Annotated in this window: 19 protein-coding genes and 1 pseudogene; 13 read left to right on the top strand and 7 right to left on the bottom strand. The window is 73.7% G+C overall.

Annotation, left to right across the window (positions count from 1 at the left end; genetic code table 11):
- Positions 1-33 precede the first annotated feature (33 nt).
- A complete protein-coding gene (locus ACFWVC_RS36325; RefSeq protein WP_384297694.1) occupies positions 34-1524 on the bottom strand; it encodes a PLP-dependent aminotransferase family protein in 1491 nt (496 codons plus the stop codon).
- A gap of 98 nt (positions 1525-1622) precedes the next feature.
- Between ACFWVC_RS36325 and ACFWVC_RS36320 the strand changes: the two genes are divergently transcribed.
- A complete protein-coding gene (locus ACFWVC_RS36320; protein ID WP_384297687.1) occupies positions 1623-2315 on the top strand; it encodes a YitT family protein in 693 nt (230 codons plus the stop codon).
- Positions 2312-3100 (top strand): glycerophosphodiester phosphodiesterase, encoded by a 789-nt coding sequence (locus ACFWVC_RS36315; RefSeq protein WP_384297680.1) that lies wholly within the window; start codon positions 2312-2314, stop codon positions 3098-3100. The genes ACFWVC_RS36320 and ACFWVC_RS36315 overlap by 4 nt, the downstream gene beginning before the upstream one ends.
- A 172-nt stretch (positions 3101-3272) precedes the next feature.
- Here ACFWVC_RS36315 and ACFWVC_RS36310 read toward each other — a convergent pair.
- A pseudogene (locus ACFWVC_RS36310) lies at positions 3273-3911 on the bottom strand (class F sortase); the annotation flags it as partial.
- 728 nt (positions 3912-4639) lie between these two features.
- Here ACFWVC_RS36310 and ACFWVC_RS36305 point away from each other — a divergent pair.
- From ACFWVC_RS36305 to ACFWVC_RS36290, 4 genes are all read left to right on the top strand, one after another.
- Entirely contained in the window at positions 4640-6478 is a 1839-nt protein-coding gene (locus tag ACFWVC_RS36305; protein ID WP_384297673.1) for an acyltransferase family protein, read from the top strand.
- Between the two features lie 327 nt (positions 6479-6805).
- The gene (locus tag ACFWVC_RS36300) at positions 6806-8035 is read left to right on the top strand and encodes a hypothetical protein (protein ID WP_384297670.1); all 1230 of its coding nucleotides are present in this window, start codon (positions 6806-6808) and stop codon (positions 8033-8035) included.
- A gap of 164 nt (positions 8036-8199) precedes the next feature.
- Positions 8200-9591: an MFS transporter gene (locus ACFWVC_RS36295; RefSeq protein ID WP_384297712.1), complete on the top strand. Its 1392-nt coding sequence runs from the start codon at positions 8200-8202 to the stop codon at positions 9589-9591.
- 256 nt (positions 9592-9847) lie between these two features.
- Positions 9848-10222, top strand: coding sequence for an RNA polymerase-binding protein RbpA (locus ACFWVC_RS36290; RefSeq protein ID WP_319658303.1), 375 nt, complete (start codon positions 9848-9850; stop codon positions 10220-10222).
- Between the two features lie 63 nt (positions 10223-10285).
- Here the strand turns inward: ACFWVC_RS36290 and ACFWVC_RS36285 are convergent, their stop codons facing one another.
- The 5 genes from ACFWVC_RS36285 to ACFWVC_RS36265 all read right to left on the bottom strand — a co-directional run bounded on the left by ACFWVC_RS36285 (position 10286) and on the right by ACFWVC_RS36265 (position 16196).
- Positions 10286-10981: an FxsA family protein gene (locus tag ACFWVC_RS36285; protein ID WP_384297667.1), complete on the bottom strand. Its 696-nt coding sequence runs from the start codon at positions 10979-10981 to the stop codon at positions 10286-10288.
- Positions 10982-11027: 46 nt separating this feature from the next.
- Entirely contained in the window at positions 11028-11822 is a 795-nt protein-coding gene (locus ACFWVC_RS36280) for a polyprenol monophosphomannose synthase (protein ID WP_384297664.1), read from the bottom strand.
- Positions 11819-13477 (bottom strand): apolipoprotein N-acyltransferase, encoded by a 1659-nt coding sequence (gene lnt, locus ACFWVC_RS36275; RefSeq protein ID WP_384297662.1) that lies wholly within the window; start codon positions 13475-13477, stop codon positions 11819-11821. The genes ACFWVC_RS36280 and lnt overlap by 4 nt, the downstream gene beginning before the upstream one ends.
- 581 nt (positions 13478-14058) lie before the next feature.
- Positions 14059-15609: an amidohydrolase gene (locus tag ACFWVC_RS36270; protein ID WP_384297705.1), complete on the bottom strand. Its 1551-nt coding sequence runs from the start codon at positions 15607-15609 to the stop codon at positions 14059-14061.
- 146 nt (positions 15610-15755) lie between these two features.
- Entirely contained in the window at positions 15756-16196 is a 441-nt protein-coding gene (locus tag ACFWVC_RS36265; protein WP_384297657.1) for an Lrp/AsnC family transcriptional regulator, read from the bottom strand.
- A 166-nt stretch (positions 16197-16362) separates the two neighbouring features.
- Between ACFWVC_RS36265 and ACFWVC_RS36260 the strand changes: the two genes are divergently transcribed.
- The 7 genes from ACFWVC_RS36260 (at position 16363) to ACFWVC_RS36230 (ending at position 20063) form a co-directional block, all read left to right on the top strand.
- Complete coding sequence (locus ACFWVC_RS36260; protein ID WP_384297651.1) at positions 16363-16602, top strand: hypothetical protein; 240 nt, start codon at positions 16363-16365, stop codon at positions 16600-16602.
- Between the two features lie 29 nt (positions 16603-16631).
- Complete coding sequence (locus ACFWVC_RS36255; RefSeq protein ID WP_384297647.1) at positions 16632-16922, top strand: hypothetical protein; 291 nt, start codon at positions 16632-16634, stop codon at positions 16920-16922.
- An 84-nt stretch (positions 16923-17006) separates the two neighbouring features.
- On the top strand, positions 17007-17468 hold the full coding sequence (locus ACFWVC_RS36250; protein WP_384297643.1) for an SRPBCC family protein: 462 nt from the start codon (positions 17007-17009) through the stop codon (positions 17466-17468).
- An 18-nt stretch (positions 17469-17486) separates the two neighbouring features.
- Positions 17487-18359, top strand: a complete 873-nt coding sequence (locus ACFWVC_RS36245; RefSeq protein ID WP_384297640.1) for a hypothetical protein — start codon at positions 17487-17489, stop codon at positions 18357-18359.
- Between the two features lie 164 nt (positions 18360-18523).
- On the top strand, positions 18524-19000 hold the full coding sequence (locus ACFWVC_RS36240; RefSeq protein WP_384297638.1) for a hypothetical protein: 477 nt from the start codon (positions 18524-18526) through the stop codon (positions 18998-19000).
- 30 nt (positions 19001-19030) lie between these two features.
- The gene (locus tag ACFWVC_RS36235; RefSeq protein ID WP_384297636.1) at positions 19031-19975 is read left to right on the top strand and encodes a ribonuclease BN; all 945 of its coding nucleotides are present in this window, start codon (positions 19031-19033) and stop codon (positions 19973-19975) included.
- Positions 19929-20063 (top strand): CsbD family protein, encoded by a 135-nt coding sequence (locus ACFWVC_RS36230; protein ID WP_384297700.1) that lies wholly within the window; start codon positions 19929-19931, stop codon positions 20061-20063. The genes ACFWVC_RS36235 and ACFWVC_RS36230 overlap by 47 nt, the downstream gene beginning before the upstream one ends.
- Positions 20064-20085 lie beyond the last annotated feature (22 nt).

Here is a 20085-nt window from a genome sequence, read left to right as displayed (position 1 = left end):
GGTCCCCGGAACCCGCGGGCTCCGGGGACCCTCTCACGCCACGAACAGGCCCGTGCCCTCGGCTTCCGCGCCGCCGCCCTCGCGGACGGCCTGCGCGGCCGCGGCGAGCCGCTCGACGGCCTCGCGGGCCACGCCGCCGCCGACGGTGAAGGGCAGCCGGATGTAGGACTCGAAGGCCCCGTCGATGCCGAAGCGCGGACCGGACGGGACGCGGACGCCCAGCCGCTCGCCCGCCACGGCGAGGCGGGAGCCGGAGACCTCGGCGGTGCGCACCCACATGGTCATCCCGCCGGAGGGCACGGCGAACTCCCACTCGGGCAGCCGGTCGCGCAGGGCGGCGACCAGGTCGTCGCGGTGGGAGCGGGCCCGCTCGCGCCGGGCGGCGACCGCGTCGTCCCAGACGTCGTTACGCAGCAGCCAGGCGACCGCGAGCTGGTCGACGACGGGCGAGCCGAGGTCGAGGTAGGCGCGGGCGCTGACCAGCCGCCGCACGACGTCCGGGGTGGCGCGGACCCAGCCGATGCGCAGGCCCGCCCAGATCGCCTTGCTGGCCGAGCCGACGGTGACGACGGTGCCGCCGCGGTCGAAGGCGGCCAGCGGGCGGGGCGCGGGTCCGCCGCCGGCGTCCAGGGTCAGCTCGGCCATCGTCTCGTCGGCGACGAGTACGGTCCCGGCCGCGCGGGCGGCCTCGACCAGGGCGCGGCGCTGTTCGTCGGGGACGAGCGTGCCGGTCGGATTGTGGAAGTCGGGCATGACGTAGGCCATGCGCGGCGCCGCGTCACGCAGCACGCGCTTCCAGTGGTCGAGGTCCCACCCGGCCAGCCCTTCGCGCAGCGCGACCGGGACCAGCCGGGAGCCGCTCTCCCGCAGCAGTTCCAGCACGTTGGCGTAGCTGGGGGACTCGACGGCCACCCGTTCGCCGGGCGCGACCAGGCGCCGGACGGCGGCGGCGATGGCCCCCATGGCACCGGTGGTGACCATGATCTGCTCGGGGAGGGTGGGGATGCCGCGCGCGGTGTAGCGCTCGGCGATGGCCTCGCGCAGGACGGGCAGCCCGGCGGGGAAGTCGCCGTGGGTGGCGGAGTAGGAGGGCAGGTCCGCCAGCGCGCCGCCGACCGCGCGGGACAGCCACGGCTCGGGCGCGGGCAGTGCGGCGCAGCCGAGGTCGATGACGGAGCCGGCGGCGTCCGGGGGCAGCGGCTCCAGACCGCGCGTGGGCAGGGCGTGCCCTTCGGGGACCGCGGTCCAGGTGCCGGCGCCGCGCCGGGAGCGCGCGAAGCCCTCGGCGCGCAGCGCCTCGTAGGCGGCGGCGACCGTGGTCCGGCTGACGGCGAGGGCGAGGGCCAGTTCGCGTTCTGCGGGGAGCCGGGCGGCCACGGGGACGCGGCCCTCCAGGACCAGCACCCGGATGCCGTCGGCCAGGCCCCGGTACGCCGGGACGCGGCGTCCCGCGGAGCGCTGCGGCCTGGGTTCGAGCAGCCGAGCGAGATGGGTGACACCCACGTTTGCGGTCCACTGCGACATGGTTACCGGTCCACCTTCCGCACATTGGCCATGGATTCTCACCACGACCATGCCACACAGTGTCCCGTACAGCGTCATAACGGCCGGAGGGGGGTCCTGTGAAGGGCCAATCACACACCAGCGCACGCACCGCCCGCAGGCTGGCGCACCTTTACGCGGGACTGACCCTGTACGGCGCGAGCGCCGCCCTCCAGGTGCGCGCCGCGCTCGGACTCGACCCCTGGGACGTGCTGCACCAGGGCATCTCGAAGCACACCGGCGTCAGCATCGGCCTGGTGTCGGTTGCCGTGGGGGCCCTCGTCCTGCTGCTGTGGTGGCCGCTGCGGCAGCGGCCGGGCCTGGGCACCGTCTCCAATGTCTTCGTCGTCGGCCTGTCGATGGACGCCGCGCTGAGCCTGCTCCCCCAGCCGCACTCCCTCGGTGTGCGCATCCCGCTCCTGGTGGCCGGCATCGTGCTGGGCGGCGTCGCGACCGGGCTGTACATCACGGCCGGGTACGGGCCGGGACCGCGCGACGGCCTGATGACCGGACTGCACCGGCGCACCGGGCGCTCGATCCGGCTGGTGCGCACCGGGATCGAGGTGACGGTGCTGGCGGTGGGCTTCGTCCTGGGCGGCAGCGTGGGCGTCGGCACCGTGCTGTACGCGCTGTCGATCGGGCCGCTGGCCCAGTTCTTCCTGCGCGTCTTCGCGTTCCCGCGGGCCGCGGCGGGGCAGGGGCCGGAAGTCGTGACCCGAGGGGGACGGCCGGTGGCGGAGCCGGCCCCGGCACAGGCGATACTGCACGAGTGACCGCGATACGCCACCCGTACCTCGACAGCCCGGCACCGCTCGCCTTCGCCCACCGAGGCGGTGACGCCGACGGCCTGGAGAACACCATGGCCGCCTTCCGGACCGCCGTCGACGGCGGCTACCGCTACCTGGAGACGGACGTCCACCTCACGTCCGACGGGGTGCTGGTGGCCTTCCACGACAGCTCGCTGGACCGTGTCACCGACACGCGCGGGCGGATCGCCCAGCTGACCTGGGACCAGGTCAGCAAGGCGCGGGTGGCGGGCAAGGAGCCGGTACCGCTCTTCGAGGACCTGCTCGACGCCTTCCCCGAGGCCCGCTGGAACGTCGACGCCAAGGTGGACGAGGCCGTGGCCCCGCTCATCGCGGCGATCCGCCGCGCGGACGCCTGGGACCGGGTGTGCGTGGGCTCCTTCTCCGAGGCACGGCTGGTCAGGGCCCGCGCGCTGGGCGGGCCGCGCATGGCCAGTTCGCTCGGCACCCGCGGGGTGGCGGAGCTTCGCCTGCTGTCGGTCGGCGGCCGGGTCGCCGAGCGCCTCCTGCTCGACAAGGTGGCCGGGCGCGGCGCGGTCTGCGTGCAGGTGCCCGAGCGGGCGAACGGCATCCGCGTGGTCGACGCCGCGTTCCTGCGGACCGCCCACCGTCTGGGCCTCCAGGTGCACGTGTGGACGGTGAACGACGAGCGCCGGGTGCACGCCCTGCTGGACCTCGGTGTGGACGCCATCATGACCGACCGGCTGGAGATGCTGCGCTCGGTGTTCACCGAACGCGGCGTCTGGAACTGACACCCGAACGCCTGACGCCCCGTCACCTCGGCTCCGTCTTCTCCTCCTTGCCGGGGGTGACGGCCGGACTCGCCGTGCCCGCCTTGTCACCCTTGTCGGCCCCGGCCGCCTTGCCGGCCTTCTCCGCTTTCTCTGCTTTCTCTGCTTTTTCGGCCTTCTCATCGGCTGCCGTCTTGGTCTTCGACATCCGGGCGAAGACCACGACGTTGCCGGAGTAGCCGCTGGCGCTGCTGTACGTGCCACCGCAGGTGATGACGCGCAGTTCGGGATCCTTCGTGTCGCCGTAGACCCGGTGGGCCGGGAAACCGGTCCTGTTGAAGACCTCGATGCCGAAGATGGTGAAGACCGCGGTGGTGCCGTCGTCCCGGGCGACCTCGATGGTCGACCCCTTCTTCAGCGCGCCGAGGCTGTAGAAGACGGCGGGGCCGCTCATGTTGTCGACGTGGCCCACGATGACCGAGGCGCCGCGCGCCCCGGGACTCACCGAGTCCTTGTACCAGGCGGCCTCGTTCTTCTCCTCCGGCGGCGGCGTCTCGATGACGCCGTCCTTGTCCAGGCCCACGTTCATGAGCGGGGCGTCCACGCCGATCGAGGGGATCCGCACGCGTGTCGGCTGGGCCGGCGGCAGCGGAGGCGGCGCCTTGATCCCGGAGGCCGCGGCACTGCCGCTGCCGGCCAGGGCGGCGGCCGCGGAGGGCTGGGGCGGCCCGCCCGAACCCAGGAAGCCGTCGAAGGTCAGCACGAGCCCGCTCACCACGACCGCGCCCACCGCCACCCCGGCGACCCGCCGCCCGCGCCGCGTCAACCGCAGCGGCGGCGGCTGCTGCTGACGGCGTACGGCGGGCCGGGCGGCGGCACCGGCCTGCGGGCGCCGGGTCCCGGTCGCGCGGGCGGTGGTGCGTGGCGGTTTTCCCTGTTCGGCGGGGGCCTTCGGCGTGACGGCGTGGGCGCTCGGGGTCGCGGGGCGGCCCTTGGCGGCCGGACGGGCCTTCGGCGCCGGCCGCGCTATGTCGTCCCGGGGGGCCTTGGCGTCCCGGGAAGCCTTGGCGGCGGGCGCGCTCGCGGCGCGCGGCTTCGGCGCGGGTTCGGACGGGCGGCCGGCCTTCGCCTTCTGCCGGGGGCGCGGCGCGGGCTCCGGCTTGCCGCGCCGGCGCGCGGCGCGGGACGGCGGCTGCGGGGCCGGACGCGGGCGCGCGGGCGGACGCGGCGCCTCGTCCTCCCAGGTGCCGGCGAGCGGCTGGCCGAACCAGGGGTCGGGTTGCCCGTACCAGGCATCGGGATGTCCGTACCACGGCACGGGAGTGGTGTGCTCCCCAGGATAGTGATGCATCACAGTCCTTCAGCTCCGGCAGCCAGGTGCGTGACGGCACATGACGGCCCGTCATACACGACCGTAGGACGGGTGGGCGCGGACCGCATTCGGAGGAGCGCGAACGGGGCAATCCGCACCTCACCCGATCGGGTAGAGCGGGTGAGGCAGCGGGTGCAATCGGGCGCCGCCGGGATGCGGAGCGGCCCCGGGGTGCCGACCGTGGCCTGATGAACACTCAGCACCCGCGCGCACAGGGTCTCGACGGTCTGCGCGCGCTGGCCGTGACAGCGGTCGTCGTGTACCACGTGCACGCTCCGTGGCTGCCGGGCGGCTTCCTCGGCGTGGACCTCTTCTTCGTCCTCTCCGGCTACCTGATCACCAGTCTGCTCGCCGCCGACCACTGGCGGGGCGGGCGTCTGCGGCTCGTCGCCTTCTGGCGGCGCCGCGCACTGCGGCTGCTGCCCGTGCTGTGGCTGGTCCTCCCGGTCACCGCGTGCGCGGCGACGCTGGTCGGCGGGGACGGGCGGCACGATCTGCGCGGCGCGGTGGCGGCCGCGCTGACCTACCGCAGCAACTGGTGGCAGCTCGGGCGGCACGACATGTACTTCGCGCAGTTCGGCGCCGAACCGCCGCTGCGGCATCTGTGGTCGCTGGCGGTGGAGGAGCAGTTCTACGTGGCGTGGCCGCTGCTGCTGTGGGCGCTGATGGCGGTCGTCCGCCGGCAGTGGGCGCAGGCGGCGATCGTCGCGGTCCCGGCCGCCGCGTCCTTCACGGCCATGGCGGTGCTCTACGTACCGGGTACCGACCCCTCCCGGGTGTACTACGGCACGGACACCCACGGCGGCGGACTGCTGCTCGGCGCCGCGGTCGCGCTCGTGCTCCCGCTGTCGCGGGCCGGGACGATGCGCCGGGCCGGATACGTGCGGGCCATCGACGGGCTGGGCGCGGCAGGGCTGGCCGTACTGGCCGCGGCGGCGTTGCTGGTGTCGGGGACCTCGGCCTTCGTGTACCGGGGCGGCCTGGTGCCGGTGTGCCTCGCGGCGGCCGCGCTCACGGTGGCGGCGGGCGGGCCGGGGAGGGTCGCCCGGGTGCTCGCGTGGCGGCCGCTGGCCTGGACCGGGCGCCGCTCGTACGGAATCTACCTGTGGCACTGGCCGGTCCTCGCCTGCCTGGTCAACGCCGCCCCGGAGGCGCTGGGTTCACCCTTCGCGCGGTGTGCCGCGCTCACGCTGCCGGTGGCCCTGGCGGCGGCGTCGTACCGCGTCCTGGAGGAACCCCTGCTGCGGCTCGGCGTGCGCGGGTACGCCGAGTTGTGCAGCACGTTCCTGCGGCGGGCATGGGGTGCCCGTCCCCGGCTGGTGCTGGGAGCGGCGGCCGCGGGTGTCGCGGCGGCGTGCGTTGCGTACGTCGGGGTGCTGAGGGCGCCGTCCGGCGGCGGCCTGCAGTCGCAGATCGCCTCGGGCGAGCGCGTGGTCGCGGCGGGCCCCGCCCCCGCGTCGCCCACGGCACGGCCCGCCGAACCGCTCCACGCACTGCGTCCGGCGCAGCGGGAGGAGTTCCCGGACGACGAACCGAGCGGCGTACCCGACGTGACCGGCGCCGACATCACGGCGGTGGGCGACTCGGTGATGCTGGCCTCGGCCGACGCGCTGCAGGAATCGCTGCCCGGGATCGCCGTCGACGCCGTGGTGGGCCGTCAGATGAGCTCCGCGCCACAGGTTTTGGAGCGGCTACGGGACGCCGGGCGGCTGCGCCGCGTGGTGGTCGTCGGGCTCGGGACGAACGGGGACGTCGACCGGGAGACCCTGGACCGGGTGGTGCGGATCGCCGGCCCCGGACGGCGGGTCGCCTTCGTGGACGTCCAGGCACCCCGCTCCTGGGAGTCCCGGGTGAACAACGCGCTGAGGGAGGGTGTGCGCGACCACCCCGGGACCGTGCTGATCCCGTGGCGGGCCGTGATCGCGCGGCACCCGCAGTTGCTGTGGGGGGACGGCATCCACCCGCGCCCCGAGGGTGCGCGGCTGTACGCGCGGACTCTCTCCATCGCGGTGGGTGCCCGTTTCTGACACCTCGTAGCAAAAGTCCATCCGCCGGCATTCCTGACGGTCCGTCGGCAGTCAGCCGGTCGGCCCCTTGACGGCCCAAGATCCTCTGACGTGAAGTCACCCGTTTGACGATCTCTTCACATTTTTCTGACGCGGCTTCGGATATGTCGCTGACCTGCGGCGACCCTGAACGGCCGACAGTCCTGATGCCCCGTCCGGAGCAACGCGGAAGGCCGTTCCAAGGTGCGGCCGTATCCCGGCGCTCGTGCCATGGGAGCAAGGACGCGGTCGCAGTTCGTGTCACGGGAAGCCAGTCCCACCTGCCCCGTCCGCAAGGAGGTTCACCTCATGCGTGCTTCACGCATCATGGCCGGGGCGGCGATGACCGTAGCCGCTGTCGTCCTGCCAACAAGCGCTATCGCGGCCCCTGGCGTCGGGCTCTCGAGCTACCGGGTCTCCCCCGGTGACCTCGTCACGGTCACGGTCGCCAACTGCGTTCGCGACACCGTCATCACCACCAGCATTCCCGAACGCCCCACCGTGGCGGTCAGCTCGACGGGCGGCGGCGCCAGCTTCACCGTCCCGGCGGCCACGCCCCCGGGCACGTACAACGTCACCGTCGACTGCACCGAGCCGACCGGCCAGGACACCGGCCCGAGCGTCGTGCAGCTGACCGTCCGCGCCGTCGACGCCGCGGCGAGCGGCACCGACACCGGCACCGGAACCAGCGCCGGAACCAGCACCGGGAGCCGCACCGGCAACGCCGACGGCCGGGGCGACGACCGCGGTGAGGGTCGCGGGGACGACCGCGGGGACGACCGCGGGGACGACCGCGGCGGCCGCGGCGACCACGGCGACGACCGCGGCCGGGAGCACGGCGACCGGGACTACGGCCACGGCGGGCACGGCGGTTACGGACACGGCCGCGGCCGTTACGGCGACAACTGCGACTCGTGGTGGGGCGGCGGCCGGGGCGGCTACGGCCGCGGCGGTGAAGGCGGCCGTGGTGGCGAAGGCGGTTACGGCGGCGGTCGCGGCGACGACGGCGGCCGTGGGGACAACGGCGGCGGCCGGGGCGACGACGGCGGTCGCGGGGACAACGGCGGCGGCCGGGGCGACAACGGCAACGGCGGCCCCGTCCTCAACGGCGGCGGCGCGGGCGCCGGCTTCAACAACACCGGCAGCCAGGGCCAGGGCTTCAACGACGGCGCGGGCACGGACCTGGCCGACGGCCGCAACATGGACGACGGCGGCTTCGGGCGTGGCGGCGAGGGCGGCCGCGGCGACGACCGCGGTGACTTCGGCGGCCGTGGTGGCGAAGGCGGCTACGGCGGCGGTCGCGGCGGCTGCTGGGGCGGCGGTCGCGGTGGCGGCATCGGTGGCGGCATCGGCGGTGGCGGTATCGGCGGCGGAGGTATCGGTGGTGGCGGCCCGATCGGCGCCCCGAACACCGGTCTCGGCGGTTCGATCGGCATGAACACCCCCGAGACCATCCTCGGTGCCTCGCTGCTGGCCACGGGTGCCGGTGCCACCTTCTGGGTGCTGCGCCGCCGCCGTGCCAACGGCGGTAAGGCCTGACCGTCGCGGACCTCCGCGATACCGGCATACCGCCCTGCCCCCGGGTCGCCACAGCGGCGCCCCGGGGGCAGTCATGTGTTCTGGCTCTCACTCGCCGCCCCGCGGATGGCATCATGCCGATCACATCGGCACGGCGCACGGACACGGAACGGCGGGCACAACTGGTGAGCACGGACGAGGCGCGGGACACGACGGCGGGCGGCGGCGCCGTGGCGGCCGCGGGCGAACGGCGGCGCGAGCAGCGCGGCTGGTACTTCTACGACTGGGCCAACTCGGTCTTCTCCACAAGCGTCATCACGGTCTTCCTGGGCCCCTACCTCACCGACATCGCCGAGGCCGCCGCGGACCCCGACGGCTACGTCCGCCCGCTCGGGATACCGGTGCGCGCCGGCGCCTACTTCGCGTACGTCATCTCCGCCTCCGTATTGCTGTCGGTGCTGGTGATGCCGCTGGCCGGGGCGATCGCGGACCGCACCGGCCGCAAGAAGGCGCTCATGGGGGTCTTCGCCTGGACCGGGGCCGCCGCGACCACCGCGATGTTCTTCGTCGGCGGAGACCGCTATCTCCTGGGCGGCGGGCTGCTGATCGTCGCCAACGTCGCCTTCGCGGCCTCGGTCGTCCTCTACAACGCGTTCCTGCCGCAGATCGCCGAGCCCCAGGAGCGCGACGCGGTGTCCTCGCGCGGCTGGGCGTTCGGCTACGCCGCCGGCGCGCTGATGCTCGTCGCCAACCTCGCGCTCTTCCTCGGCCACGACGCGGTCGGCATCACCAAGGGCACGGCCGTGCGGATCTGCCTCGCGTCGGCCGGACTGTGGTGGGCGGGCTTCACGATCGTGCCGATGCTGCGGCTGCGCGACCGGGTGAACGCGGTGGCCGCCGCACGGCCCGGGTCCGGGGCCGGTTCCGGGGCGCTGCGCCAGGGCTGGCGCCAGCTCGCCGACACCGTCCGCGACATGCGCCGCTACCCGCTCACGCTGGGCTTCCTGCTGGCGTACCTCATCTACAACGACGGCATCCAGACCGTGATCTCCCAGGCCTCCGTCTACGGTTCGGAGGAACTGGACCTGGACCAGACGACGCTGATCGGCGCGATCCTGCTCGTGCAGGTGCTGGCCGTCTTCGGCGCCCTGCTGCTCGGCCGGCTCGCCGCGCGGTACGGGACGCACCGCACCGTGCTGGGCTCGCTGGTGGCCTGGACGATCACCCTCGCGGCCGGTTTCTTCCTGCCTGCCGGCCGGCCGGTGGGCTTCTTCCTCCTGGCGGCGGCCATCGGCATGGTGCTGGGCGGCAGCCAGGCGCTGTCGCGGTCGCTCTTCTCCCACCTCGTACCGCGCGGCAAGGAGGCCGAGTACTACTCGGTGTACGAGGTGAGCGACCGCGGGACGAGCTGGCTCGGGCCCCTGCTGTTCGGGCTGACGTACCAGCTCAGCGGCAGCTACCGGGACGCGATCATCTCGCTGGTGGTCTTCTTCGTCATCGGCTTCGTGCTGCTGCTGCGGGTGCCGATGCGGCGGGCGGTGGCGGCCGCGGGCAATCCGGTCCCCGAGACGATTTAGGCCCTCGGAGTGCGACGCGGTAGTGTACGCCGTTGGTTCGACGGATGGACCGTTACTGCGCGCTAAAGATATCAGAACGCAGGGTGACATCTTTCGTGAGATGTGACAAAACGGGCGCCGATGGGTACAAACAGGGGCGGCACGACGGGCGACGCACCTCCCGATACGGGAATCTTCACCGCCGACCGGACGTTGACCGGATGACGACGACAGCGACACCTGTCCTGTGGGCGACACAGCCCGGGAGGCACGATTCATGAGTGAGCGAGCTCTCCGCGGCACGCGACTCGGGGCGACGAGCTACGAGACCGACCGCGGCATCGATCTGGCACCTCGCCAGACCGTTGAGTACGCATGCCGGAACGGCCATCGATTCGAGATGCCGTTCTCGGTGGAGGCCGAGATTCCGCCGGAGTGGGAGTGCCGGGCCTGTGGCCAGGTGGCACTTCTGGTCGACGGAGAGAGCCCGGAGGAGAAGACGAGCAAGCCCGCGCGTACGCACTGGGACATGCTCATGGAACGGCGTACGGTCGAGGAGCTGGAGGAAGTCCTTGCCGAACGGCTGGCCGTTCTGCGCTCCGGCGCGATGAACATCGCGGTTCATCCGCGAGACAACCGCAAGACCGCCTGACAGAAGGTAGCGGGCCCGTGAGGGGCGGGCCCGGTCCGACGTGCGCCCCGGGCGAACGTGGCCTCAGTGCCGCGCCCCGGGGTTTTCGTTGTCCTGGCCCGGTTCCCGGTCCACCACCTCGCCCTGGATGACCTTGCCGTCCGGGCGGTGGATGCGTATCTGCGTCTCCGCGTCACGGGCCTGCCGGAGGAGGTCGCCGAGCGACCCCTGCTCCTGGGGCCGGGCGGCGACCCGGCGCTCCAGCGCGCGCCCGCCGAGGCGGGTCAGCAGCGAGCGGGTGGGCGGGAAGAGGAAGAGGAGACCGGCCACGTCCGAGATCAGGCCGGGCACCATCAGCAGCAGCCCGCCGGTCAGCAGCGCGCCCGCGCCGCCCTTCCCCTTGCCCTTGCCCTTGCCGGCAGTGCCGTCCTTGCGGTCCCCGGTGTCCTCGGCACTCTTGGTGCCAGTGGCGGTGTCAGTGGTGCCCGTGGCGCCCGTGGTCTGCTCGGGTTGCGCCGCGCGCACCGCCTCGCTCAGTGAGCGCCAGGCGCTGCGGCCCGCGCTGCGTACCGCAAGACCGCCGAGGACCAGGCCGGCGACGAGCAGCAGCAGGACGGTGAAGCCGCCGGCCGCCCTGCCGACGAGGATCAGCAGCCAGATCTCCACCAGGGCGTAGACGGCCACGGCCAGCGGGATCAGCCGCCGGCCGCGGGAGGGCGCCTGCTGTCGCTGCTGCTGCGGTCCACCGGACCCGGCCGGCGGCGGGGTGCTGATCGTCATACGCCCCATTGTGCCTGGTCGCCGGCGGACCCCCGAGGGCCCCCGGTCAGCTTTTGCGCCGGGCCTTCGCGAACCCCCGCACGCGTGCGCCCACGCCCCAGGCGGTGACCCGCCACAGGGCCTCCACCACGATGTCCCGGCTCATCTTGCTGTCGCCGCGCTCGCGCTCGACGAAGGTGATCGGCACCTCGATGACATGGAAGCCGGCCTTCACCGCGCGCCAGGCCAGGTCGACCTGGAAGCAGTAGCCCTGCGAGGCGACCTCGTCCATGCCGAGGCCGAGCAGCGTCTCCTTGCGGAAGGCACGGTAGCCGCCGGTGACGTCGCGCAGCGGCACGTCGAGCAGGAAGCGGGAGTAGGTGCTGCCGCCGCGGGACAGATACTCGCGGGACTTGGGCCAGTTGACCACCCGGCCACCGGGGATCCAGCGCGAACCGAGCACGACGTCGGCGCCCTTGAGGGCGGTCAGCAGCCGCGGCAGTTCCTCGGGCTGATGGGAGCCGTCGGCGTCCATCTCGACCAGGACGCCGTAGCCCTGGTCGATGCCCCAGCGGAAGCCCGCGAGGTAGGCGGCGCCTAGGCCTTCCTTGCCCTTGCGGTGCAGCACGTGCACCTGGTCGTCCACGGCGGCCAGCTCGTCCGCGAGCTTGCCCGTGCCGTCGGGGCTGTTGTCGTCGGCGACGAGGACGTGCGCCTCCGGCACGGCCGCCCGGACCCGGCTCACGATCGGCTTGATGTTGTCGGCCTCGTTGTATGTCGGAATGATCACGAGAACCGTGCCGAGCGGCCCGTAGGCGCTCCCCGGGGCCGTACCGCGGGTGACCCCACCGCCAACGCTCACTGCTGCTCCTCCGTTTCCTTGCTGCCTCGCCTGCCCAGCACCAACGCCGCGGCGCAGGACAGGAGGCCCACCATAGCGAGCACCCATTCGGGAGCCTCGCCGACGCGGTCGGCCACGGTCACATCGTCCCGCAGCGGCAGCGTGGCGCTCAGCACGTCCTGCGTGAACTCCCGCGTCCGCTGCTCGATCCGGCCATCGGGGGCGACCACGGCGGTGATGCCGCTCGTGGCGGCCGTGACCACGGCGCGGCCGTGCTCCACCGCCCGCAACTGCGACATGGCCAGCTGCTGCTCGGGCTGGCCGGTACGCCCGTAGGTCGCGTTGTTGGTCTGGATGATCAGCGCGCGGGCGCCCGCGACGACGGTGTCGTGCACGATGCCGTCGTAGGCGACCTCGAAGCAGATCACGTCACCGAGCCGGGCCGGGCCGATCTGCAGCACCCCGGTGTGCTTGCCGGGGTAGAAGTCGCGCGGGATCTGGTCCAGGCGCTTGATGACCTTCGTCAGCTCCTGCCGGAACGGCACGTACTCGCCGAACGGCACGGGGTGCTGCTTGGTGTACGAGGCGCCTGGGCCGGTCACCGGGTCCCAGACGATGCCCTCGTTCTGCACGTGGGTGGCGTCCGGGCCGTCGACCAGCGCGCCGACGAGGACGGGGACGCCGACGGCCTGGACGGCCTTGGTGATCAGCGCGTAGGCCTGCGGGTCGGCGAACGGGTCCATGTCGGAGGAGTTCTCCGGCCAGATCACCAGATCGGGCTTGGGAGTGCGCCCCGCCTTGACGTCCGCGGCGAGTTTGAGCGTCGCCTCGACGTGGTTGTTGAGGATCTTCAGCGGGCGGCCGAGGAAGTGCAGGCCCGGCTGCTGGACGTTGCCCTGCACGATGGCGACGCGGACGCTGTCGTCGGCCTTCGTCGGCACCGGTACCGCCCAGCCCGCCGCGAACACGGCGACCGCCGCCACGGCCGAGCCGGCCGCGGGCAGGAAGCGGCGGGGGCCGAACACGACCGGGCCCGTGCGCAGCCGCCAGGCGGCGACGGCCACCGCGGCGAGCAGGGACCCGCACAGCGCCACGGCGAAGGTCACCAGCGGGGCCCCGCCGAGCGCTGCCAGGGGCGTGAACGGCGAGGAGGTGTTGGCGAACGCCAGCCGCCCCCACGGGAAACCGCCGAACGGCAGCCGGTCCCGGGCCAGTTCCTCGGCCACCCAGAGGCAGGCGCCCCACAGCGGCCAGGCCTTCAGCCGTGACGTCACGGCCAGGCCGGCGCCGAGCAGCGCGACGAAGGCGGCCTCGATCACCGACAGGCCGACGACGGCGTCGTAGCCGATCACCCGCAGCCACAGCAGCAGCCACAGGAAGAACGGCAGGCCGAAGGCGAACCCCAGCCACGCCCCCTGACGGCCGGTGCGGCCCCGGGTCAGCAGCGCCAGACCCGCCACCGCGGCGATCGACAGCGGCCACAGTCCGTACGGCGGGAAGGCAGCCGCGAGCCCCAGGCCGCACACCGCCGCGATCGCCGACCGCCGCGCGTGGCGGCGCACGGACCGTCGCACGCGGACCAGCCGCCCCGGGGCCGCGGCCGCCGCCGGGCGGGCCTGATCGGTCGTCGCCATCGGCTCGGCGGTCGCCGTCGCGGCATCGGAACGCGGTCGCACGTTCGCGGCCTTCCTGCAGGTGGGCACTGTGTGAAGTGACGGTACCCCGGATGACGCCCCCCGCGGACCCCGGGCAGGCAAAGCGGGCGGCAGAACGGCGCCGGTGACAGAGCGGCAGGACGCGCCGACGTGGCGGCGTCCCGGCCCCGCCGGGGGGGGCGGCGGGACGCGGGAAGGGGGAGGGGAGGGCTCGGGGCCCGGAACGCCCTTCGGGCCGACCTGGGACCCGCTGGCTGCGGATCGGCGACAAGGCCGTTGTCTACTGGGCGTCCGGGCCCCTCCCGGTCACACCTGCCGGCCGGGCGAGCCCGTTCCGTACCGCGGGCGCTGGACCTGGCTTCCGGTGGCGCGAGCCAATGCGGCACGACGCCCCGGGGCCCAGCGGCGGTCGCCGGACGCGTGGAGGCCTCCGGTCGGACGTCCGGTGGTGGACCCGGCCGAACCTACTCGCCCCCGACCGTCGCCTGTCAACAGCCGTTTGACCTGCGCGGATTGACCAAATCAGCAGGTCAAGCGCGGGCCGCGGACCGTGCCACGCCATGCTCAGGGAGAACCGTTCGGCCCCATCACGCGGGGTCGCGTCACTCGTTCGGCCGTGCGAAGACGGTCCGACCTCCGACGACCGTCCGCAGAGCGGTGGGCAGGGGCAGGTCCGGGCTGAGGTCGGGCAGGCCGGGGGTGCCGGAGCGGGGGTCGGTGGACCAGTTGGCGACGCGGTCGTCGGGGGCCTGGACGACGAGGTCACCGGCCTGCCAGACGACGTAGTCGGCGGGCGCGCCCGGGACGAGGACGCCCGCGTCGTCACGGCCGGCGGCACGCCATCCGCCACGCGTGTGGGCGTTGAAGGCGCCCCGCGCGGAGATGCGGTGGTCCAGGGTCCGGTGGAACGCGGCGGCGCGGACCGTCCCCCAGGGGTCGAGCGGCGTGACGGGGCTGTCGGAGCCGAGCGCCAGGGGCACGCCGGCGCGGGTCATCGCGGCGAAGGGGTTCAGCGTGCGGGCCCGGTCCGCGCCGAGGCGCCGGGCGTACATACCGTCCTCGCCGCCCCACGCCGCGTCGAAGGCGGGCTGCACGGAGGCGACGAGCCCCAGTTCGGCGAAGGCGGCGACGGTGTCCCCGGTCATCATCTCGGCGTGCTCGACCCGGTGGCGCAGGGCGCGCACCCGGTCGAGACCGGTACGCCGGGCGGCCTCGCGCACGCCATCGGCCACGGCGGCGACCGCCGCGTCGCCGATGGCGTGGAAGCCGGCCTGCACGCCCGCCGCGGTGCAGAGCGCGACGTGCTCCGCGACGGCGGCGGCGTCGAGGTAGCCGGTGCCGCTGGTACCGGGGGCGTCGGCGTACGGGGCGTGGAGGCACGCGGTACGCGAGCCGATGGAGCCGTCCACGAAGAGGTCGCCGCCCGCGCCGATGGCGCCGAGGTCGCGGAGGCGCTCCAGGTCCTTCGGGCCGGTGACGGCCTCGGCCCAGTAGCCGAGGACGTACGGGCCCGGCTCTTCGGCGGCCAGGCGCAGCAGCGCGGTCAGGTCGTCCTCGGAGGAGATCTCGGGCCCGGCGCACTCGTGGAGGGCGCCGATGCCGAGCGAGGCGGCGTGCGCGAGCGCGGCACGCTGGGCGGCGGCGCGCTGCCCGGGGGTGACGGCGGCGTACGCGGCGCGGCGCACCGCGTGGTGCGCGTCGCGGGTGAGCGGCCCGGCGGCGTCGTGCCCGGCCAGTGCCTCGACGCCGGGTACCTGCGCCAGGAGGGCGGTGGTCACGACCGCGGAGTGCACGTCCGCGCGGGTCAGATAGAGGGGGCGGCCGCCCGTCGCGGCGTCGAGCTCGGCGCGGGTCGGCGGGCGCCGCTCGGGCCAGCGGGACTCGTCCCAGCCGTGGCCGAGCAGGACGCGGTCGCCCGGGTGGGCCCGCGCGTGGGCGCCCACCCGGTCCAGTGCCTCGCTGAGCGTGCCCGCCGCGGCGAGATCCAGGCCGGTGAGCGCCAGGCCGGTCGCCGTGGTGTGCACATGGGCGTCGGTGAACGCCGGGGTGACCAGCGCGCCGGCGAGGTCGACCACCTCGTCGACGCCTTCCGCGAAGGAGTCCGCGGCGCCCTCGGAGCCGAGCCAGGCGACCGTGCCGCCGTCGACCACCATGGCCGTGGCGAACGGGTCGGCGGGGCTGTAGACGTTGCCGCCGCGCAGCAGCACGGTACGGGGGGTGGTCGGCTCGTTCGTGGTGTGCGGCACTGGGTTTCGCCTCGCGGGGTGGTGCGGTGTGGGAGTGCTTGGGTGGGGCGGGCTCAGACGCGTGGCGGCCGGGCCTCGTAAGGGGTGGAGAGCACGACCGTGGTCCGGGTGGAGACCCCGGCCAGGGTGCGGATCCGCGCCAGCAGGTGCTCCAGCTCGATCGGGGTGGCCACCCGGACCTTGAGGATGTAGTTCTCCTCGCCGGCCACGCTGTGGCACGCCTCGATCTCCGGGACCTCGGCGAGCCGGTCGGCGATGTCGTCCGGAGCGCTGGGATCGAAGGGCTTGACCGAGATGAAGGCGGTCAGCGACAGGCCCACCGCCTCGGGGTCGACGATCGCGGCGTACCCGCGGATCACTCCGCGCTGCTCCAGGCGGCGGACCCGCTGGTGCACGGCCGAGGTGGACAGGCCGGTGGCCTTGCCCAGGTCGGTGTAGCTCATGCGCCCGTCGGCCACGAGAAGTTCCACGATTTGCCGGTCCAGCTCCTCCACGACGCAAGAACCTACAGGGTCCATGGTCGTCCGCGACATCCGGCCCGGTTTTCCACGGTCCGTCCCCGGGCGGTCCGCATCACCGGCAATCCTCCTGAACCTCCTGTTTCCGGCATCCGCGACGGGGAAGCCGAACCGGTGCCGAATGTCTGCGGAGGTGATGACGGTGCCCAAGCGTCGTGAAAGGCCACCGGGCGCCGGCGACCGGGCCGCCGCCCGGCGGGTGCCGGAGCCGCCGGACCTGCCGGAGGACCAGGACGGCTTCCCCGGTACCGGGGAACTGGACGAGCTGCTGCGCTTTGAGGACGAGCACGCCGGCCGCCCCGCGGTGCTCCGCATGCTCCGGGCACGCCGCGAACGGCTCCGCGCCGAGCACGGGAAGGGCGGTGGGGCGGCCACGCCGTGACACGTCCGGCGCGCTGCACGTCGGTGACGGTGAGCGCCACGACGGCGCTCCGGCTCGGCCCCTCCGGCACCGCGTCCAGGACCTGGCCGGTACGACCCGCGACGTCCGCGGACGGGCCCGACGAGTTCGACGCTGCCGACCGTGACCCGGTGCAGGCCACCGCGCAGGCTCAGCGCCTCGACGGGCACGGGCTCTCGGGCCGGCCGCAGACAGGCGTAACGGAACCGGGGGGCGCGACGCCCATGCCCACCGCACCGGAGAGCGGCAGCGGCAGCGGCAGCAGCGGCAGCGGCAGCGGCAAGGACAACGGGGCCCGCTGAGGGTGACGACCCGGGCCGATATTGGTTAGGCGCATCTCCTCCGGGCAGCCGAACCACCGACGATTCCTTGAAAGGAGAAACCACATGGGCACCATCAGCGAATTCGTCGACGTCGACGTCCCGCTGCACACGGCGTACAACCAGTGGACGCAATTCGAGGAATTCCCTCAATTCATGGAGGGCGTGGAGCAGGTGACCCAGGTCGACGACCTTCACAACCACTGGGTCACGAATGTCGCCGGCTCCCGCCGGGAATTCGACACGGAGATCGTCGACCAGCTCCCCGACGAGCGCGTGGCATGGCGCACCCTCTCCGGCGACGTCAGGCAGCGCGGCGTCGTCACGTTCCAGCGACTCGACCGGACGCACACGCGCGTCAACCTCGCCATGGAGGTCGAGACCTCCGGGCTCGCCGAGAAGGCCGCCGACGCGCTCGGGGTCCTCGACCGGCGCACACGGGGCGACCTGCGGCGTTTCAAGGACTACATCGAGGAGCGCGGCAGCGAGTCGGGCGGCTGGCGCGGACGGGTGGCGCCGGGCGGATGACGGTGCGACCGTGTCGCCATGACGGACCTCGACGCGGTGGCGGATGAGCTGTACGCGCTGGCGCCGGAGGACTTCACCGCCGCCCGCGACGAGCACGTCAGGAACGCCCGCCGCTCCGGGGACCGCGCCCTGGCCGCCCGCATCGCGGGACTGCGCCGGCCCTCCCTGGCGGCGTGGGCCGGGAACCTGCTCGTCCGCGAGCACGCCGACGAGGTCGCGGCCCTGCTCGGCCTCGGCGAGGCCCTGCGGCGGGCCCATCGCGATCTCGACGGCGCGCAGTTGCGCGCGCTCGGGCGGCAGCAGCGGGCACTCGTCGAGGCCTTGGGCCAGCAGGCCGCCCGGCTCGCGGCCGACGCCGGGCGGCCGCTGCCGGACGCCGCGCTGGACGAGGTCCGCGGCACCTTGCACGCCGCCCTCGCCGACTCCGACGCCGCACGGGCCTGGGCGACCGGGCGCCTCGTGCGGCCGCTCAGCGGCACCGTCGGCTTCCAGCAGGCCGTAGGGGGCGCCGCGCCGGAGACGGAGGCCGGGGACGACACCGTCATTCCTCTGCGGCCGCGGCCGCACGACGCGGCCAAGCGCCGCCGCAGTCTGGACGAGGCCCGCCGCCACGCCGAGCGCGCCCACAACGAGGCGCTCGCCCGCGAAGCGGACCTCGCGGCTGCCCGCACGGCACTGGACGCCGCGCAGACCCGGCTCGACGAGCTCACCGAAGCCGCGCGGCGTGCGGAGGAGGGCCGTCAACTCGGCGCCGCCGACCACGACCGGGCGCTCCGCCTGGTCGTGGACGCCGAGAAGGCGGCCCAGGCCGCCGCCGGCCAGGCGGACGCCGCGTCGGCCCGGGTCGGCGAGCTGACGCGCGAGCTCACCGAACCCGGCACCGGCGGATAGCCGCACCCCCTGGTTCTCGTGGCCTTCAGGGGCGACCACCCGGTGCCGGGTTTGTCCGGGGCCGGAGGGGAAAGCCGCTCCCCAGGAGGCTCGTCGGGCGGGCGGAGCCCGCCGGGGCGACGACGACGTCCGCCTCGCGCGGACCCGGACGAGGGAGGCTCGTCATGCGCCGGGAAGTCCTCGGGATCTATCTGAACGACCATCTGGCGGGCTCGACCGCGGGCCGGAATCTCGCGCGACACCTCGCCGAGCACCACCGTTCTTCGCCGTACGGCGGCGAACTCAGCCGTGTCGCCGAGGAGATCACGGAGGACCGGCAGGCCCTCCTTGAATTGATGGACGCCCTGGGCGTGCCCGCGCGGCGTCACAAGGTGTACGCCGGATGGCTCGCGGAAAAGGGCCGCCTGCTGAAGCTCAACGGGCGGGTGACGCGCCGCTCCGGGCTGAGCACGATGATCGAACTGGAGACGCTACGGCTCGGCATCGAGGGGAAGACGCTGCTCTGGCGTACGCTGCTGTCGCTCACGCCGCACCGGGACCTGGACGAAGCGCAGCTGAAGGGCCTGCTGGAGCGGGCCCGTGAGCAGGCCGACGCGGTGGAGGCCGTACGTCGTCACGCGGCCGTCGCCGCCTTCCGCTGATCACCGAGGTGTGTGATGGCCCGACCCGGGGTGTGGTGGACGCTGCGGCATCCGCTCCGGGCGTGGCGCCGTTCGACCGGGCACCGGGTGATGCGCCAGGGCGGCGAGCTGGAACTGCTGCACCGGGCCATGGGGTTCGCGGCGCTTGGCATGGTGACGCTGGTCCCGCTGCTGATCGTGGTGGCGGCGGCCGTACCGTTCCAGCAGGCCGGGTTCGCGCAGTGGATCGTGGACGGGATGGGCCTGTCGCCGACCCCGTCGGAGGCGGTGCGGAAGATCTTCGCCGCGCCGCGCAGGGTGCTCAGCAGTACGAGCGTGCTGAGCCTTGTGCTGCTGGGGCTGTTCGGTCTGTCCTTCGCGGCCGCCGTGGAAGTGGGATACCTGCGGATCTGGGAGCTGCCGCCGGCGCCGTGGCACCAGTTGTGGCGCCGTGCGGTGTGGCTGGCGGCGTTGACCGCGTATCTGTTCGCGGAGGCGCAGAGCGGCTCGGTCCTCAAGGAGGGCCTGCCGGCCGCGTTCGTGCGGGTGGCGCTGACGCTCGTGCTGGGCGTGCTGTTCTTCTGGTGGGCGCAGCACTTCCTGCTCGCCGGGCGGGTCAGCTGGTCGGCGTTGCTGCCGGGGGCCATCCTCACCGTGGCGGGCCTGGTGGGGCTGCGGATCTTCTCGTCGCTGGTGTTCTCGCCGCTGATCGTGACGAACGCGGTGTCCTACGGCACGGTGGGCACGGTCCTGATCGTCCAGTCGTGGCTGATCGGCGTCGGGTACGTGGTTTTCGGGGCGTGTTTGCTGGGCCGGCATCTCTCCGGGACGAATGGGGGGTTTTCCTCTCAATCCGGTGGGCAGGCGAACGGCGAGGACAAAGCTGCCGACGCCTCGGAAGGAGACCCCCATGGGCGCCGAGAAGAAGGCCAAGAACACCGGTCAGAAGATAAAAGGCCAGGTCGAGGAGACCGCGGGCAAGGCCACCGGCAATGACCGGCTGAAGATGAAGGGCAAGGCCGACCAGGCCAAGGGCGACGCGAAGCAGGTGGTCGAGAAGACCAAGGACACACTCGACCCGTGACGCGACCCGGCGGGTGTACGGC

The sequence above is a fragment of the Streptomyces sp. NPDC058691 genome, from assembly GCF_042714775.1.
GTDB lineage: Bacteria > Actinomycetota > Actinomycetes > Streptomycetales > Streptomycetaceae > Actinacidiphila.
This window is presented reverse-complemented; position numbering and strand designations above follow the sequence as displayed.

Coding starts and splice junctions, on each gene's coding strand:
- ACFWVC_RS36325 (WP_384297694.1), bottom strand. CDS start 1,524: ATGTCGCAGTGGACCGCAAACGTGGGTGTCACCCATCTCGCTCGGCTG.
- ACFWVC_RS36305 (WP_384297673.1), top strand. CDS start 4,640: ATGAACACTCAGCACCCGCGCGCACAGGGTCTCGACGGTCTGCGCGCG.
- ACFWVC_RS36300 (WP_384297670.1), top strand. CDS start 6,806: ATGCGTGCTTCACGCATCATGGCCGGGGCGGCGATGACCGTAGCCGCT.
- ACFWVC_RS36290 (WP_319658303.1), top strand. CDS start 9,848: ATGAGTGAGCGAGCTCTCCGCGGCACGCGACTCGGGGCGACGAGCTAC.
- ACFWVC_RS36285 (WP_384297667.1), bottom strand. CDS start 10,981: ATGACGATCAGCACCCCGCCGCCGGCCGGGTCCGGTGGACCGCAGCAG.
- ACFWVC_RS36270 (WP_384297705.1), bottom strand. CDS start 15,609: ATGGTGGTCGACGGCGGCACGGTCGCCTGGCTCGGCTCCGAGGGCGCC.
- ACFWVC_RS36250 (WP_384297643.1), top strand. CDS start 17,007: ATGGGCACCATCAGCGAATTCGTCGACGTCGACGTCCCGCTGCACACG.
- ACFWVC_RS36245 (WP_384297640.1), top strand. CDS start 17,487: ATGACGGACCTCGACGCGGTGGCGGATGAGCTGTACGCGCTGGCGCCG.
- ACFWVC_RS36240 (WP_384297638.1), top strand. CDS start 18,524: ATGCGCCGGGAAGTCCTCGGGATCTATCTGAACGACCATCTGGCGGGC.